The 15,461-nt window shown below is 61.8% G+C and carries 13 protein-coding genes and 1 pseudogene; 6 read left to right on the forward strand and 8 right to left on the reverse strand.

Annotation, left to right across the window (positions count from 1 at the left end; genetic code table 11):
- Nucleotides 1-17: 17 nt before the first annotated feature.
- Both ACR0J1_RS14245 and ACR0J1_RS14250 read right to left on the reverse strand, forming a co-directional pair.
- Nucleotides 18-383, reverse strand: coding sequence for a hypothetical protein (locus tag ACR0J1_RS14245; protein ID WP_480733373.1), 366 nt, complete (start codon nt 381-383; stop codon nt 18-20).
- A gap of 10 nt (nt 384-393) precedes the next feature.
- The gene (locus tag ACR0J1_RS14250; RefSeq protein ID WP_480733372.1) at nt 394-1,155 is read right to left on the reverse strand and encodes a DUF6478 family protein; all 762 of its coding nucleotides are present in this window, start codon (nt 1,153-1,155) and stop codon (nt 394-396) included.
- Nucleotides 1,156-1,387: 232 nt separating this feature from the next.
- Between ACR0J1_RS14250 and ACR0J1_RS14255 the strand changes: the two genes are divergently transcribed.
- From ACR0J1_RS14255 to ACR0J1_RS14270, 4 genes are read left to right on the forward strand one after another with little or no spacing between them, the layout of a single operon-like run.
- Nucleotides 1,388-4,483, forward strand: a complete 3,096-nt coding sequence (locus ACR0J1_RS14255) for an ABC transporter transmembrane domain-containing protein (RefSeq protein ID WP_480733371.1) — start codon at nt 1,388-1,390, stop codon at nt 4,481-4,483.
- Nucleotides 4,473-5,366 (forward strand): CPBP family intramembrane glutamic endopeptidase, encoded by an 894-nt coding sequence (locus ACR0J1_RS14260; protein ID WP_480733370.1) that lies wholly within the window; start codon nt 4,473-4,475, stop codon nt 5,364-5,366. The genes ACR0J1_RS14255 and ACR0J1_RS14260 overlap by 11 nt, the downstream gene beginning before the upstream one ends.
- Before the next feature lie 59 nt (nt 5,367-5,425).
- Entirely contained in the window at nt 5,426-6,358 is a 933-nt protein-coding gene (gene accD / locus ACR0J1_RS14265) for an acetyl-CoA carboxylase, carboxyltransferase subunit beta (protein WP_480733369.1), read from the forward strand.
- On the forward strand, nt 6,355-7,629 hold the full coding sequence (locus tag ACR0J1_RS14270; protein ID WP_480733368.1) for a bifunctional folylpolyglutamate synthase/dihydrofolate synthase: 1,275 nt from the start codon (nt 6,355-6,357) through the stop codon (nt 7,627-7,629). Before accD ends, ACR0J1_RS14270 begins: the two co-directional genes overlap by 4 nt.
- A 75-nt stretch (nt 7,630-7,704) precedes the next feature.
- On the opposite strand, the gene zapE is transcribed toward ACR0J1_RS14270, so the two are convergent.
- The gene (gene zapE, locus ACR0J1_RS14275; protein WP_480733367.1) at nt 7,705-8,763 is read right to left on the reverse strand and encodes a cell division protein ZapE; all 1,059 of its coding nucleotides are present in this window, start codon (nt 8,761-8,763) and stop codon (nt 7,705-7,707) included.
- A 148-nt stretch (nt 8,764-8,911) separates the two neighbouring features.
- Here zapE and ACR0J1_RS14280 point away from each other — a divergent pair.
- A pseudogene (locus ACR0J1_RS14280) lies at nt 8,912-10,147 on the forward strand (MFS transporter).
- Here the strand turns inward: ACR0J1_RS14280 and ACR0J1_RS14285 are convergent.
- The 5 genes from ACR0J1_RS14285 to ACR0J1_RS14305 all read right to left on the reverse strand — a co-directional run bounded on the left by ACR0J1_RS14285 (nt 10,144) and on the right by ACR0J1_RS14305 (nt 14,690).
- The gene (locus tag ACR0J1_RS14285) at nt 10,144-10,764 is read right to left on the reverse strand and encodes an HAD family hydrolase (protein WP_480733366.1); all 621 of its coding nucleotides are present in this window, start codon (nt 10,762-10,764) and stop codon (nt 10,144-10,146) included. The pseudogene ACR0J1_RS14280 and the gene ACR0J1_RS14285 overlap by 4 nt on opposite strands.
- A 146-nt stretch (nt 10,765-10,910) precedes the next feature.
- Nucleotides 10,911-11,363, reverse strand: a complete 453-nt coding sequence (locus ACR0J1_RS14290) for a YaiI/YqxD family protein (protein ID WP_480733365.1) — start codon at nt 11,361-11,363, stop codon at nt 10,911-10,913.
- On the reverse strand, nt 11,360-12,820 hold the full coding sequence (gene sthA, locus ACR0J1_RS14295; protein WP_480733364.1) for a Si-specific NAD(P)(+) transhydrogenase: 1,461 nt from the start codon (nt 12,818-12,820) through the stop codon (nt 11,360-11,362). Before sthA ends, ACR0J1_RS14290 begins: the two co-directional genes overlap by 4 nt.
- A gap of 3 nt (nt 12,821-12,823) precedes the next feature.
- A complete protein-coding gene (fghA, locus tag ACR0J1_RS14300; RefSeq protein ID WP_480733363.1) occupies nt 12,824-13,657 on the reverse strand; it encodes an S-formylglutathione hydrolase in 834 nt (277 codons plus the stop codon).
- A 103-nt stretch (nt 13,658-13,760) separates the two neighbouring features.
- On the reverse strand, nt 13,761-14,690 hold the full coding sequence (locus tag ACR0J1_RS14305; RefSeq protein ID WP_480733362.1) for an AEC family transporter: 930 nt from the start codon (nt 14,688-14,690) through the stop codon (nt 13,761-13,763).
- Nucleotides 14,691-14,838: 148 nt separating this feature from the next.
- Between ACR0J1_RS14305 and ACR0J1_RS14310 the strand changes: the two genes are divergently transcribed.
- Entirely contained in the window at nt 14,839-15,456 is a 618-nt protein-coding gene (locus ACR0J1_RS14310) for a TetR/AcrR family transcriptional regulator (RefSeq protein WP_480733361.1), read from the forward strand.
- Nucleotides 15,457-15,461 lie beyond the last annotated feature (5 nt).

Consider the following 15,461-nt stretch of genomic DNA (forward strand, 5'->3'; position numbering starts at 1 on the left):
TTCCAGCGCCGCCCGTTTCAATCGTGCCCGTCAGAAGTCTGAGACCGGCGAAAAGCCCGCTTGAGCATATCCAGTTCGGCGCGCAGCAGCGCAAGTTCGGACCTTAGGTCATCGGCGGCAGGTTGGCCCGCGATGATGGTGAAATCACCCAACGTCCGGTCCGTGTTGACATCGCGGATGACAATGGAATGAACCCCTTCGGACAAGGCGGCCACCGGCACTGGGATGTGCAAGGACCAGCCGTCCGCATCGGGCTGCAACTCCACATCTGGCAGAGGCTCTCCCAGATACAGAGCCTCAATCTGCGGCTGTTCGGCGGCCGAGACGTGACCCTCCCACAGGGCGTTTTCAAAGCGGATCGGGGTCAGCGTTGCTTGGGTCATGGGATGCCTCTTACAGATCGGCCCGGTGATAGCGGCAGAATGTCAGGTCGCGCAGAACAACACGGTTCATGGACAGATCGTCCAGAATCACATCCAACCACAGCTTTTCGACCCGTCGTTCGTTCAGATTCAGATGTGCCAGATCGAAATCCACCGCCGCCGCGGGCTGTCTCAGGTCAAACTCGCGCAGGACCTGCTCGGTGTTGGGGCCATGCTGGATATTGAGCCGCGCAAACACGGTGGTCGGGCGTTCGGCCTCAATCAGCGCCTCTACCCGCATCAGGTGTTGCCGGGTCAGCGACAGGGCAGCGTCAGCGGGCAGTTCAATAGACAGCGACAAGAACGAGCCACGGAAATCGAACACCTCGACCGCAAGACTGAAAGGGGCCAGATCCTTATCGCGGCGGTTGCGCACCTGCTGTGCGGCGATCTCGGCCCGGTCGCAGTCGTGAAACAGCGTCACCTGCCCATCCAGCCGCGCCTTGCGTGGGGGTGATGCCAGCCCCCTGCGGGCCAGTGGACCCCGCCACAGATCAGGCCGCCAAGACCAGTCCGTGCCCTGCGGCCTTGAAAACTGGTTCGAGCCGATCAGGGGGCGGATCAAACGGCCATCAGCCTTCTGGACAACCCGGTCCAGAAGCGCCCGCAGCTGGCGTGCGTCATCCCGCTGTTGCCGCAGCCGGGGGGCAGCGGTCTGATCAGCCTGCTGCGCCGCGTGGCCCCAACGCGCCAGCGCCTTGCGCTGAAAATAACGGTCCAGAAGTCTGCCCATCGTCCCAATATCCGAAACTGTCCCCTCTTTAGCTAAAGACCGGGCGAGGGACAAACCCGGTCTGACCGTAGCCGGGGATTTTTTCCCAAAGGTGAACAACCACCCGATTTCGCGCAACCCAAGGGCTGAGCATTCTTGCAATAGCTTCCGCCGGGGCGTAACTTCGGCGTTCTGGTTGCGTGGGCGATCCGCATCTATCCCAGACGATTCAATGTCACGGTGAGGCAGGGCCATGGAACCCACCCTATTTTCATTCATCTGGAAATATTCAAAGAAACAGCAGCTGGTTCTGTTGGTGCTGACGGTTCTGTCGTTTCCGTTTCTCTATGCCTCGCTTGAGTTGCCGAAGCAGATTATCAACGACGCCATCGGTGCGCCCTCGGATACGGTGACGGTGCTGGGGATCACCGTGACTCAGGTGCAGTACCTGCTGATCCTTTGCTTTGCCTTTCTGGGAACCGTGATCGCCAGCGGGTTGATGAAGATGCGCATCAACACCATGAAGGGCATTCTAGCCGAACGGATGCTACGCCGTCTGCGCTTTACCCTGATCAGCCGGGCGATGCGGTTCCCGAAATCCTATTTCGCCACCACCAGTCAGGGCGAGCTGGTGTCGATGATCACCTCCGAGGCCGAGCCGATGGGCGGGCTGATGGGCGATGCCATCGCGCAGCCGGTGTTTCAGTTCGGGCAGATGATGACCATCGTCACCTTCCTGTTCATGCAAAGCGTCTGGTTCGGGCTGGCCAGCATCGCCCTGATCCCACTGCAGGCGTGGCTGATCCCCAAGTTGCAGCGTCAGATCAACCTGCTGAACAAGGACCGCATTCAAGAGGTGCGCCAGCTTAGCTCGGAAATCGGTGAAAGTGCGGCGGGCATCAGCGATCTGCGCACCAATGGCGGCTGGCGCTACCGGCTGGCGCAGTTCAGTCACCGTCTGGGCACCTTGTTCGAGATCCGGTTCAAGATCTACAACAAGAAATTCTTCATGAAATTCCTCAACAATCTGATCACTCAGATGACGCCGTTCCTGTTCTATTCGGTGGGCGGCTATCTGGCGATCACGGGTGAGGTGACGGTGGGCGCGCTGGTGGCGGCGCTTGGGGCCTACAAAGACCTCAGCGGCCCATGGAAGGACCTTCTGACCTATTACAATCAGGTTCAGGATATGTCGCTGCGGTGGGAAATCGTGACCGAGCGGTTTGCTCCGTCGAACATGATCCCCGAACATCTGTTCGAAGGCGTTCCCGAAACCATCCCGCGCCTGACGGGCGATATCGAGCTGCGCAACGTGACCGTCCGCGACGATGACGGCAAGACGATCCTTGAAGATATCGATCTGACCATTCCCCGCGGCGCCCGGGTTGCGATCCAGTCAACCCATGCGTCGGAACGCAGCGCTCTGGCGCAGCTGCTGACCCGCGAATTGCTGCCGGTCCAGGGCGAGGTCGTCATGGCCGGCCATAATCTGAACGACCTGCATCAATCTGTGATCGCTGCGCGGATCGGCTATGCCTATTCACGGCCCTATCTGTTTGACGGCACGCTGGGCGACAACCTGCTGATGCCGCTGCGTACCGGTCCACAGCACGAGGCCGAGGCGCTGCGGGTTCCCTCGCGCCGCCAGATCGAGGCGGTCCGGGCCGGGAACCCGCCGGATTCGCTTGACGACGAGTGGATCGATCCGGGTCTGGCCGGGCTGGAGGATATCGAGGACATCCGCGACTGGTGGTTCCAGCTGGTCGAAGCGATGGGCATTGACGAATTCATGTTCCGCCGCACCCTGCGGTCACAATTCGACCCCAAGGTTCATCCGGTTCTGGCGCAGGAAATCGTCAACCTGCGCGACACGGTTGCCACCCGCCTGAAGGAACGCGGTCTGGACCAGTATGTCTATCGCTTTGATCCCGAACGGTTCAATCCGGCGGTGCCGTTGGGCGGCAACCTGCTGTTTGCCTCGCCGTCGCGCAACATCGCCCCTGACCTGCTGGCTGGTGACGGGCGGTTCCTGTCGATGCTGACGGCGCATGAGCTGGACGATGATGCGCTCAGCATTGCGCGAGCGGTGCTTAACACGCTGAACCAGACCTTCGGGCGCGATGGCGCGGATCACCCTCTGTTCCTGCGTTTGGGCATGTCGAAAGAGATGTATCACCGCCTGCTGGACATCGAGGAACAGCGCAAGACCAAGGGCGACGACGCGATCAGCGATCAGGACCGCGCCCTTTTGCTGACGGTCCCGTTCATGCTGACCGCCGAGCAGATCGGCCCCAGCTTCCCCGAGCGCTACAAGGACAAGATCCTGTCGATCCGGCACAGTCAGGCCGACAGGCTGCGCAGCGCCATGGGCGGGATGTTTGTACCGGTGTCGCCCGATCTTTACGTGCCGCGGCTGACCGCGATGGAAAACGCGCTCTATGGCCGGGTGTCGATCATGGCAGGTGCCCATGCCGAAGAGATCGAGGATCTGGTGGCCGAAGTGCTGAACGAAGCCGGGCTGCGCCGTCGCGCGGCGGCGATCATCTACGACCTGCCCTCGGGGCTGGGCGGGAACAACCTGCCGACAGTGTTTCAGGAACGCGCCGCATTTTCGCGCGCCGGGATCAAGCGGCCTGATATCCTGATCCTCGACAAGGCGCTGGCCAGCCACGATTCTGAAAGCCGCCTGCGCACCCGGCTGAAACTGCGCGAACTGCTGCCAGACTCGGTCATGATCTTCATGGAGGATCACTTTGCCCATCCCGAAGCCTATGACCTGTTCGTCGAGGTCAAGGATGGTCGCATCGACGGTGTCTCTCGCGTGCGGGCCGATACCGGCGACGGCGCATCGGACGATCTGAGTCGTAAGCTCAAGATCATTTCCTCGACCGAGCTGTTCTCGCGTCTGGACGGCCGCAACCAGCGGCTGCTGGCGTTCTCGGCCCAGTGGTACGAGGCTGCGGCGGGGCAAACGATATTTGCCAAGGGTCAGGCTCCGGATGCGGCCTATCTGTGCATCTCGGGCGAGGCCAGCCTGAACTGGCTGAACGAGAAGGACGAAGTCGAATCCCTCTCGACCGTTGAACCGGGGCGGTTGATCGGCGATTTGGCAATCATCACCAATGAACTCCGTCAGCTGGATCTGGTCGCCACTACCGATTGCGCCTTCCTGCGGATCGGGGCCGAAGAACTGCGCGCCGTGATCGAAAGCGACGCCGGGGTGGCGATGCAATTGCTTCAGACCGTCGCGGGCTATCTGACATCCGCCGCCGAGCGCCTGCGCGCGCCGAACACCGCGGCCAGAGAAGCCGCAGGCACCACTCCGGCCGGTCCAGACAATGAGACCTGAAGCACGCGCCTATGATCCGCATCAGGTGCTGCTGACCCAGGCCCGAAAATCCCCCGAGCTGTGGCGTCTGATCGTCGGCCTTGCCGTCGTTGGGGTGGTCGTCGTGGCGTTGAACACCGTCCTGTTCACGGCGGTTGCCAGCCTTGGATCAGCCGGATGGGCCAGCACCTTTCTGACCGGATCGTCCCCGGCTGCGTTGCTGATCGTTCTGGCCAGCTTCATCTTTGTCACGCTGGGGGTCGCACTTGCCGCACGCCTGATGCAGCGCCGCGCACTGGTTACGGTGATCGGGCCACAGGCGGTTGCCCTGCGGCAGTTCTGGCTGGTCCTGCGGGCATTGATCGTGCTGGGAGCGGTTCTGATCCTGCTCCCCCCCTATGACCTGGGCGGGCCGCTGGTCGCCAATCTGCCCCTGTCCCGCTGGCTGATCCTCTTGCCGTTGTCCTTGGTTGCCGTCCTGATTCAGACCAGTGCCGAGGAAATCCTGTTCCGCGGCTACCTGCAGCAGGGTCTGGCGGCGCGATTCCGGTCCCCGCTGATCTGGATCGGCCTGCCCTCGGTGCTGTTTGCCGCCGGACACTACAATCCGGCGATCGCCGGGGAAAATGCTTTTCTGATCGCCATCTGGGCACTGGTCTTCGGCGTTCTGACCGCCGATCTGACCGCCCGCGCCGGAACCCTCGGCCCGGCCATCGCCCTGCATTTCTTCAACAATGTCACCGCCCTGCTGATCATATCGCTGCCCGACAACCTGAGCGGTCTGGCGCTCTATCACCTGCCATACGAGGCCTCGGACACGCAGGCCATCCGGCCCTGGCTTCTGGTCGATATGGCGCTGATGATCGTCGGGTGGCTGGCCGCGCGTCTGACCCTCAGGCGTTGATTGCAATTCCTTCCGTAGCGTCTTATTTGACGTCAACGCAGTCTCAGCAAGGTTCCGACATGAACTGGATCACAAACTACGTCCGCCCCCGGATCAACTCGATCTTCTCGCGCCGCGAAGTGCCCGAAAATCTTTGGCACAAATGCGGTGAATGCGGAACGATGCTGTTTCACCGCGAGCTGGCGGAGAACCAGAATGTCTGCACCCAATGCGATCACCACATGGCGATCACCCCGCGCGACCGGTTCAGCCACCTGTTCGACGGTGGCATTTTCACCGAAGTAGCCGTGCCCGCACCCAAAGACGACCCGCTTCAGTTCCGCGATCAGAAGAAATATCCCGACCGGATGAAAGCCGCGCAGAAAAAGACCGGCGAGAAAGAGGCGATGCTGGTCGCCTCGGGCGAGATCGGACGCACGCCCATCGTAGCCGCGGCACAGGATTTCTCGTTCATGGGCGGGTCGATGGGCATGTATGTCGGCAACGCCATCATCGCCGCTGCCCAAGAGGCGGTAAAGCTGAAACGCCCGCTGATCCTGTTTTCAGCTGCGGGCGGCGCACGGATGCAGGAAGGCATCCTCAGCCTGATGCAGATGCCGCGTACCACGGTCGCAATCGAGATGCTGAAAGAGGCGAATCTGCCCTATATCGTCGTCCTGACTCACCCGACCACGGGCGGTGTCACCGCGTCTTATGCGATGCTGGGCGATGTGCATATCTCGGAACCGAACGCACTGATCTGTTTCGCCGGCCCGCGCGTGATCGAGCAGACCATCCGCGAAAAATTGCCCGAAGGGTTCCAGCGTGCTGAATACCTGCTGGACCACGGGATGCTGGACCGCGTGACCAAGCGCACCGAGATGCGCGAAGAACTGATCACCATCACCCGCATGCTGATGAACCAGCCCCCCGCGGTGAAAGGCGATCTGCCTGCGCCCAAGCCGGAAACCCCGGCGAATGAAGTCCCCGCCGAGGACGCGGGCGAGAAATGACCAGCCAAAGCTCGGACGTCATCCTTGACCGGATGATGGCGCTGCACCCCAAGATCATCGATCTGACCCTGGACCGTGTCTGGCGTTTGCTGGACTCGCTCGACAATCCACAGCGCAATCTGCCGCCGGTGATCCATATCGCCGGGACCAATGGCAAGGGGTCGACCCAGGCGATGATCCGCGCCGGGCTCGAAGGGGCAGGGCGCACCGCCCACGCCTATACCTCGCCCCATCTGGCGCGGTTTCACGAACGTATCCGACTGGCTGGCGCGCTCATCTCGGAACCCGCGCTGACCGCCATTCTCGACGAATGCTACGCCGCTAACGGTGGCGAGGACATTACGTATTTCGAAATCACCACATGCGCCGCCCTACTGGCTTTTTCGCGTACCAAAGCTGACTACACGTTGCTTGAGGTGGGTTTGGGCGGACGTCTCGATGCGACCAACGTAATCGCGCAGCCCGAAGTGACGGTAATCACTCCGGTCTCGATCGACCACGAACAGTTCCTCGGCAACACTCTGGGCAAGATCGCCGCCGAAAAGGCCGGGATTATCAAACCCGGCGTGCCCTGCATCGTCGGACCTCAGGAAGATGAAGCGCTTGAGGTCATCGAATACACCGCCGCCCGCCTTGGTGCGCCGCTTCTGGTGCACGGTCAGCACTGGCATGTGCACGAGGAAAACGGCCGCCTTGTCTATCAGGACGAAACCGGCCTGCGCGACCTGCCACTGCCAAACCTGCTGGGCGCGCACCAGATCCAGAATGCCGGCGCAGCCCTGGCCGTTCTGCGCCATCTGGAAATGGGCGATGCCGCCTACGAGGCCGCCGTCGCCCGCGCCGAATGGCCCGCCCGGATGCAGCGCTTGAAATCCGGCCCGCTGGTCGATCAGGCCCCGCAGGCCGAGCTGTGGCTGGACGGCGGCCACAACGCCGCCGCCGGTGCCGCATTGGCAGACGTGCTTGGGAAACTGCCGCAAAAACCGACCCACATGATCTGCGGTATGCTCAACACCAAGGACGTCACCGGCTATCTCGCCCCTCTGGCCAGTCAAGCCGCCACCCTGACGGCCGTCTCGATCCCGGGTGAGGCCAACACGCTAAGCGCCGAAGACACCGCCGCAGCCGCCGCAAAAGTCAATCTGCCCGCCTCAACCGCAGGCAGCGTCGCCGAAGCACTCAGCAAAATCACCGACACCAGTCCGCAAGCCCGCATCCTAATCTGCGGCTCGCTCTATCTGGCGGGCAATATCCTGCGCGAAAACGCCTGACCGCAGGGTCCACGCAGCTTCATCTGGCCAAAAATATCCCGGGGGAGTCGCCTCCGGCGACGGGGGCAGAGCCCCCTAAGCGCCCCAGTCCTTATCCTGCATCTCCCGCAGACGTGACGCAGTACGCTCGAACTCGAACGTCCCCTCACCTTCGACATAAAGCAGCTCTGGTTCATCTGCCGCCGAACAAATCAGCCGTACCTTCCCCTCGTACAAAGCGTCAATAAGAGTGACAAACCGCTTGGCCTCGTTGAAATTGTTCCGCGAAAGCCGCGGGACGTCTTCAAGAATCAGCACCTTAAGCGCCTCGGCGATTGCCAAATAATCACCGGGGCCCAGCATCCGCCCGCACAGATCGTAAAACGACGCCCGGGCCACACCGTTGCGGAACGCAGGCAGAACGACCTCGCGGCCTTTGACATGCAGCGAAAGCGGCTCGGCTGGACCACCCGACAGATCCGCCCAGACCTGCCGTATCTTCTCGCGCGCCTCGGGGCCGATCGGGGTGAAATAGACCGGGGATCCTTCCAGCCGGTTTTGCCGGTAATCGGTGGGCGAGACCAGTTCCCACACTTCAAGCTGCGCCTTGATATGTTGAATGAACGGCAGGAAAAGCTGCCGGTTCAGGCCGTCTTTGTACAGATCGTCCGGATGCCGGTTCGAAGTCGTCACAACCACGACCCCGCCCTCGTGCAACATATCGAACAGCCGCCCGACGATCATCGCGTCGGTAATATCGGTGATTTGCATCTCGTCAAAGGCCAGCACCCTGACGGAACGAACCACCGCCTCAGCCACCGGGGCCAGCGCGTCCTCGACACCGCGTTCGCGGGCCTCGTGCAAGCCGGAATGGATCTCCTGCATGAAGGCGTGAAAATGAACCCGCCGTGCCGGGATGTCGCCCAGCGTTTCGACGAACATATCCATCAGCATCGACTTACCACGCCCGACACCGCCCCACAGGTACAACCCCTTGGGTGCGGGTGGGGCCTTACGGAACAATCCACGCTTTACTGGCGTGCTCACGGCCGACCGGATGCGATCGAACCGAGGCAGCACGGCCTCTTGCGCGTCATCCCGTGTCAAGGAGCCATCCGCGATGCGGGTTTCATACAGCGTCGTCAAGTCGGTCATACCCCGAGCCATAGCGCCCGGTTTGCCCCTTGAAAAGCAACGATTTCCCAACCGCATCAAATTTGCTCATCCGATCCAGCAAAACTCCTGAATTGACGTTCGGACTGTTCCCGCTAACGTCCCTCGAACCCAAACCCTGTGAGGTCCCATGCCCCAATCGGCCCGCTTGCTGAATCCCGTTCTGATCGTCGGATGTATCATCATCACGGTCAGCTTCGCCGTGCGCGCGTCGTTCGGTGTGTTCCAGATTCCGATCGCGGATGAGTTCGGCTGGCTGCGCAGCGACTTCTCGATGGCAATCGCAATTCAGAACCTTGCATGGGGCATCGGCCAACCGATCTTTGCCGCCATCGCCGAAAAGGTCGGCGACCGGCGAGCTATCATCCTCGGCGCGCTGACCTATGCCGCCGGCATGGTGCTGTCGGCATGGTCGGTCACGCCGTTCGGCCATCAGATGTACGCGTGACTGGTAGGGTTTGGCATTGCGGGGACCGGTTTCGGCGTTGTGCTGGCCGTGGTCGGGCGGGCCTCGTCGGACCGGAACCGCTCGATGTCGCTGGCCGTGGTCACGGCGGCAGGTAGTTTCGGGCAGGTGATTGGCGCTCCGACCGCTGAGTGGCTGCTAAGTTTTCTGCCCTGGCAACAGGTGTTTGTGATCTTCGCCGTCGCCATTCTGGCGCTGGTCCTGACGCTGCCATTCATGCGCGCGCCAACACCTGTCAGCAAAACCGAACTTGAGGGCAGCATGGGCCAAATCCTGGGCCGCGCCTTCCGTGACCCGTCTTATGCGCTGATTTTTATGGGGTTTTTCAGCTGCGGTTATCAACTGGGCTTTGTCACCGCCCACTTCCCGGCCTTCGTGACTGAAATGTGCGGCCCGATCCAACCCGGCGGTGTTCTGCATTCCATCGGCATAACCACGACCTCAGCGCTGGGGGCTGTGTCGATCTCGCTGATCGGGCTGGCCAATATCGGCGGAACGCTTCTGGCCGGGTGGGCGGGCAATCACTTCCCCAAGAAGTACCTACTGGCGGGCGTCTACACCGCCCGCACGCTGGCGGCCGCGGCTTTCATCGTTTTCCCGATTACCCCGTTTTCGGTGATCGTATTCTCATTAGTGATGGGGTCGCTGTGGCTGGCCACGGTGCCGCTGACCTCGGGGCTTGTCGCGCATCTCTACGGGCTGCGCTATATGGGCACGCTCTATGGTTTCGTATTCCTCAGCCATCAGATCGGCAGCTTTCTGGGCGTCTGGCTGGGCGGGCGCATGTATGACCAGTTCGGAGACTATACGATGGTCTGGTGGATCGGTGTCGCTGTCGGAGCCTTCAGCGCCATCCTCCACCTGCCCATCCGCGAGAACCGCCCGATGGCTGTCGCCTAGACCGCCTCGTCTGCGGTCAGCAGCCCTTCGGCCACCAACCGATCAGCCCAGCCCTGCGGGCCGTCAAAATGATGCACCTGCCAGCCGCGCGCTTGCGCGGTTTCGATGTTTTCCAGCCGGTCATCCGCGAACAACAGCGCCTGGGGCGGTAGCCCGCAATCGGCCTCAACCATCTCATAGATCGGCGGGTGCGGCTTTACCGCCTGCATCCGGCCCGAGACATACTGTCGATCGAACTCATTCAGAAACGGATAAACCGTGGTCGCATAGTCGAAATTTTGCACCCCGAAATTGGTCAGCGCAAACACCGGCACGCCCTTGGCCCGCAAGGCCCTTTGCAACCGCACCGAATGCGGTATCTCGGGCGTGGCCAGTTCGATCCACTTGTCATGCCACATGCGGATCTCATCACGCCATTCGGGGTATTTCTCGGCCCAGTCATAGATCGTGTCGGTGAAATGACGCCCTTGATCGACCAGATCGTTCATCCCGTGCAGATCGACCTCGGCAAACATGGCGCGACGGCGATCCTCGCCGATGATCCGATCATAGTACCGCTCGGGCTGCCATTCGATCAGAACGTTTCCGATATCGAAAATAACGGCTTCAATCGGCATGAGGGCAACCCTGTTGTCATGTTCCTACACGAACCGACTGAACCAATCCCCGCGTCCGGATGCAAGCGGCAACCGCAGCGCGGCACGCGCTGCCCGGCCCAACGGGAAGAAGCGCATCTTTGATGCGTTGATGACCGGCGGGAGCGTCACCCGCGCGCGGCGGCTCTCAGTTCCCTTTCCAGCGCATCCAGAAACCGCGACCTGTCGGCCTTGCCGAACGGCTTACCGCCACCGCCTGCGCCCAACGGGTTGGCCGCGCGCAAATCCGCCATCAGATCGCGCATCGCCAGTTGCTGGCCGATATTGGCCGCCGTAAAGGCCTCGCCATTGGGCCGCAGCACCCGCGCACCCGCTTCGACGCATTTAGCGGCCAGCGGGATGTCGGACGTCACCACCACATCGCCCGCGCCGCAGCGCTCGGCAATCCACTTGTCGGCTTCATCGGCACCTTCCGAGACGACGATCACCTGCACCAACGGATTGGCCGAAGGCCGCAACCCGCCATTCGACACCAGCATCATCGGCACCCGATGACGGGTGGCGACACGTTCGGCCTCGGCCTTGACCGGACAGGCGTCGCCATCGATATACAGCGTCACTCGGCGGCCTTCGCGGGTTTTGCAGCCGCTTTTTTGCTGCCCTTGCGTACCTTGAATTCCTCGGGGATGGGCATCCGGTTGAACGCATCCAGACCGGCGATCTTATAAGCCTCGGCCAGGGTCGGATAGTTGAACGTGTTCTGCACGAAATAGTCCACCGTGCCCTTCAGGTTCATCACCGCCTGCCCGATATGGATCAGCTCGGTCGCGCCTTCGCCCACGATCTGCACGCCCAGCACCCTGCGGGTCTTGAGGCTCAGCAGCATTTTCAGCATCCCGTGCTCCAGCCCCATGATATGCCCGCGCGAGGTTTCGCGGAACCGCGCCACTCCAACCTCATAGGGGATGCCACGTTCCTGCAATTCCTCTTCGGACATGCCGCAGGTCGACATTTCAGGCACCGAGTAGATGCCATAGGGGTACCACGGGCTTTCCGGCAGCGTAGGTGTTTCCAGCGCATGACAGGCCGCCACGCGCCCTTGTTGCAGCGAGGTCGAGGCCAGCGACGGGTGCCCGATCACATCGCCGGTGGCATAGATATGTGGCACATTGGTCTGATAGGTCTTGCGATCCACCTCGATCCGGTTGCGATGATCGGTTTCAATCCCAACCGTCTCCAGATTCAGCGCCGAGGTCGCGCCCATACGCCCGGCGGCAAACAGCAGCATCTCGGCCCGCACATGGCGGCCATTGTCCAGTGTGACCTCGACATGACCTCCGGCATCCTCGATCTTGTCGACCGCCGAGCCCAGCCGCAGATCGACACCGTTTTCGCGGATCTGATGGGTGAACTCGTGGATCAGGCGGCTGTCGATAAAGTCCAGAAAGCTCTCGCGCGGCTCGATCAGCGTCACCCGCACATCCAGCGCCGAGAACATGGTGGCGTATTCCACCCCGATCACACCCGCGCCGATCACGCAGAGCGAGCGGGGAATCTCACCCATCTCAAGGAAATCATCGCCATCGACCACGGTCTTGCCATTAAAGGGCACATAATCGGGTCGATAGGTCTTGGTACCCGTCGCAATCAGGAATTTCGAGGCCGTCAGGCGGGTGGTCTCACCGGCGTCGGTGGCCACCTCAACCTCATGCGGGCCGACGAATTTCGCCAGACCGGCCAGCGTTTCCACATGGTTGCGGTTGAACTGGTGTTCCAGCACATCGACCTCGTGGTCCAGCGTCATGTGCAGCCGTGCCTTCAGATCCTCGGCGTGGATCTGGTCCTTGACCCGGTACGAGCGCCCATAAAAGCTGCGCTCGCGCCAGCCCGACAGGTTCAGGACCGTTTCGCGCAGGGTTTTCGACGGGATCGTACCGGTATGCACCGAAACACCACCCAGCCGATCCTTGCGGTCGACCACCAGAACCCGGCGTTTCAGCTTGCCCGCCTGAATCGCCGCCGCCCGCCCCGAAGGCCCCGAGCCGATGATGATCAGGTCATAGTCATATTTGCTCATGCCTTACTCTCCATACAGCGCTTCGGCGTGAAAGCTCACGTGATCCTCCATGAAGGTGGACACGAAGAAATATGAGTGATCATAGCCCGGCTGCAGCCGATAGATTGCCTGCTGGCGACGTTCCGCAATCGCCTGCGCCAGCGCCTCGGGGCGCAGCAGGTCGATGAACTGATCGTCGGCACCGGTGTCGATCAGGACGGGGCCGTCGAACCCGGTGCTGCGCATCATCAGCGAGGCATCGTGTTTCGCCCATGCCGCTTCATCCCCACCCAGATAGGCAGCCAATTGTTTGCGGCCCCAATCCGCGCCCGTCGGGTTCGAGATCGGCGCGAAGGCCGAGACAGAACGGAACCGCCCCGGCAGGTTCATCGCCAGCGTCAGTGCCCCATGCCCGCCCATGGAATGTCCGGTGATGGACTGGCGGTCGGCATCGATGGGGAAATGTTCGGCCAGCAGGGCGGGCAATTCATCGGCCACATAGTCCCACATCCGGAAATGCGGCGCCCAGGGGGACTGCGTCGCGTTGACATAGAAACCCGCACCCTGACCCAGATCGTAGTCCTCATGATCGGCGACGCCCTCGCCCCGAGGAGAGGTGTCGGGGAAGACCAGCGCGATACCTTGTTCGGCTGCCCAGCCCTGAGCGCCCGCCTTGATCATGGCGTTTTCGTGGGTGCAGGTCAGGCCCGACAGGTACCACAGCACCGGCACAGGGCCGTCCTTGGCCTCGGACGGCAGGAACAGGCCGAATGTCATGTCGCAGTTGCACGCGGACGAGGCGTGGCGGTAGACGCCCTGCACGCCTCCGAAACAGGCATTTTCCGATAGGGTTTCCATCTGGGTTGGTCCTTGTTTTGGGTCTGCGCCATGGCTAACGACCCACAGCGCCGGCGGCAAGTGCAGGAGCCTCCGGCGGGAGTATTTTTCGAAAAGATGAAGATCAGGGTGTGCTGACCCAGGCAATGACGAGCGGCACCGTCAGGATGCTGGCCATGGTCGACAATAGGATCGCCGCCGAGGCGCGCTGCGGCGCGACCCCGTAGTGGGCCGCCAGGATGTAGACATTGCCTGCTACGGGCAGCGCTGCGGCGGCGATGGCGACAGCGGCCGGGAAGGGCGCAATCGGGATCAGCCACAGCAGAACGACGGCCACGCAAAGCGGATGAAGGATTAGCTTGCAAAAGCTCAGCCATGCCGCGACCTGAACACGCTCGGCCGATTTCCCGGCCAGCGACGCGCCGATTGCAAATAGCGCGCCGGGCGTGGCCGCGCCGCCCAGAATGGTCAGGAAGTCGTTCAGCGGCGCAGGTACGGGCACACGCAGCGCCGACCAGATCAGACCGGCCGAGATCGACAGGATCATGGGGTTTTTCAGCAAGCCGATCCCGATCAGGCGCAGCGTACTGGCGGCCAACCGCCCTTCGCGCGCGCCGTTGATCAGGATCACGATCAGCGATGAGAACACCACCAGATCAACCGTCAGCACCAGCATCACCGGCCCGATGGCGGCCTCAGACAGCAGGACTGCCAGCATCGGCAGGCCCAGAAAGCCCACATTGCCGATGGCGGCGCATTGCGCTTCGACCGCCGCCGTGGGGATGTCGAGCCCGCGCAGGTAAGCCACCAGCGTGGCCAGCCCATAGACCGCAAGCGTGGCGATCAGATAGCCGATCACCAGCCGCCCGTTGAAGATCTCGGCAAAGGGCAGGGTGGCGGCAAAGCGGAACAGCATCGCCGACAGCGCAAAGTAGAATACGAATTTGGTCAGATAGGCCGTCGCCTCGGGTGGGAAAAACCGGCTGCGTCCGGCACCGTATCCCAGGCCGATGATCGCAAAAAAGGGCAGGGTGCGCAGAAAAATCTCGACCATGGGTCGAGGGATAGCATGGTTTGCCCCAGTCGCAAGCTTCGGGTTTGCGGCCACAGGATGCCGGGATTGCATCACAATTCGCGCGCGAATCGTTGAAAGTGAACCGAGCGGTTTATAGAATCGCGCAAATCAATCTTCAGGAGCCACCATGACCCAAGCCGCCACCATCCTGCGCACAGGCCGAAAATTCGATCAGGTTTTGCGCGGGGCCCGAGAGGTTTTCATGGCGGATGGGTTCGAAGGTGCCAGCGTTGACGACATCGCCCGCGCAGCCGGTGTATCCAAGGCCACGCTGTACAGCTACTTCCCCGACAAGCGCCTGCTGTTCACCGAGGTCGTCCAGACCGAATGCAGCCGCATGGCCGAACGTGTGGTAGCCATGGTGGACGAAACCAAGCCCGCCAGTGAGGTACTTACCATCGCCGCCACGCAACTGACCGGATTCCTGGTGTCGGATTTCGCCCAGCAGGTCTTTCGTGCCTGTGTCGCCGAACGCGACCGTTTCCCCGAGTTGGGGCAAGCTTTTTATCAGGCCGGGCCGCAGAACGGTCAGTGCCAGATGGCCGAATATCTCGAAAAGGCCGTCGCGAAGGGCGAGTTGGTGATTGATGACGTTCAGACGGCGGCTGCTCAGTTCTCGGAACTGTGCAAGGTCCGCATCTGGAACCGCGCGGCCTTCGGCATTCAGACCCGGTTTACCGAAGATGAGATCGACGCGGTGGCACAACAGGCGGTGGATATGTTCATGGCCCGTTATGGTGCATGACATCA

It is taken from the genome of Ruegeria sp. CJ3, from assembly GCF_056536725.1.

What these genes read in the sequence shown, in the direction of transcription:
- ACR0J1_RS14245 (WP_480733373.1), bottom strand. Translation starts at nt 383, where the DNA reads ATGACCCAAGCAACGCTGACCCCGATCCGCTTTGAAAACGCCCTGTGG.
- ACR0J1_RS14250 (WP_480733372.1), bottom strand. Translation starts at nt 1,155, where the DNA reads ATGGGCAGACTTCTGGACCGTTATTTTCAGCGCAAGGCGCTGGCGCGT.
- ACR0J1_RS14255 (WP_480733371.1), top strand. Translation starts at nt 1,388, where the DNA reads ATGGAACCCACCCTATTTTCATTCATCTGGAAATATTCAAAGAAACAG.
- ACR0J1_RS14260 (WP_480733370.1), top strand. Translation starts at nt 4,473, where the DNA reads ATGAGACCTGAAGCACGCGCCTATGATCCGCATCAGGTGCTGCTGACC.
- accD (WP_480733369.1), top strand. Translation starts at nt 5,426, where the DNA reads ATGAACTGGATCACAAACTACGTCCGCCCCCGGATCAACTCGATCTTC.
- ACR0J1_RS14270 (WP_480733368.1), top strand. Translation starts at nt 6,355, where the DNA reads ATGACCAGCCAAAGCTCGGACGTCATCCTTGACCGGATGATGGCGCTG.
- zapE (WP_480733367.1), bottom strand. Translation starts at nt 8,763, where the DNA reads ATGACCGACTTGACGACGCTGTATGAAACCCGCATCGCGGATGGCTCC.
- ACR0J1_RS14285 (WP_480733366.1), bottom strand. Translation starts at nt 10,764, where the DNA reads ATGCCGATTGAAGCCGTTATTTTCGATATCGGAAACGTTCTGATCGAA.
- sthA (WP_480733364.1), bottom strand. Translation starts at nt 12,820, where the DNA reads ATGAGCAAATATGACTATGACCTGATCATCATCGGCTCGGGGCCTTCG.
- fghA (WP_480733363.1), bottom strand. Translation starts at nt 13,657, where the DNA reads ATGGAAACCCTATCGGAAAATGCCTGTTTCGGAGGCGTGCAGGGCGTC.
- ACR0J1_RS14305 (WP_480733362.1), bottom strand. Translation starts at nt 14,690, where the DNA reads ATGGTCGAGATTTTTCTGCGCACCCTGCCCTTTTTTGCGATCATCGGC.
- ACR0J1_RS14310 (WP_480733361.1), top strand. Translation starts at nt 14,839, where the DNA reads ATGACCCAAGCCGCCACCATCCTGCGCACAGGCCGAAAATTCGATCAG.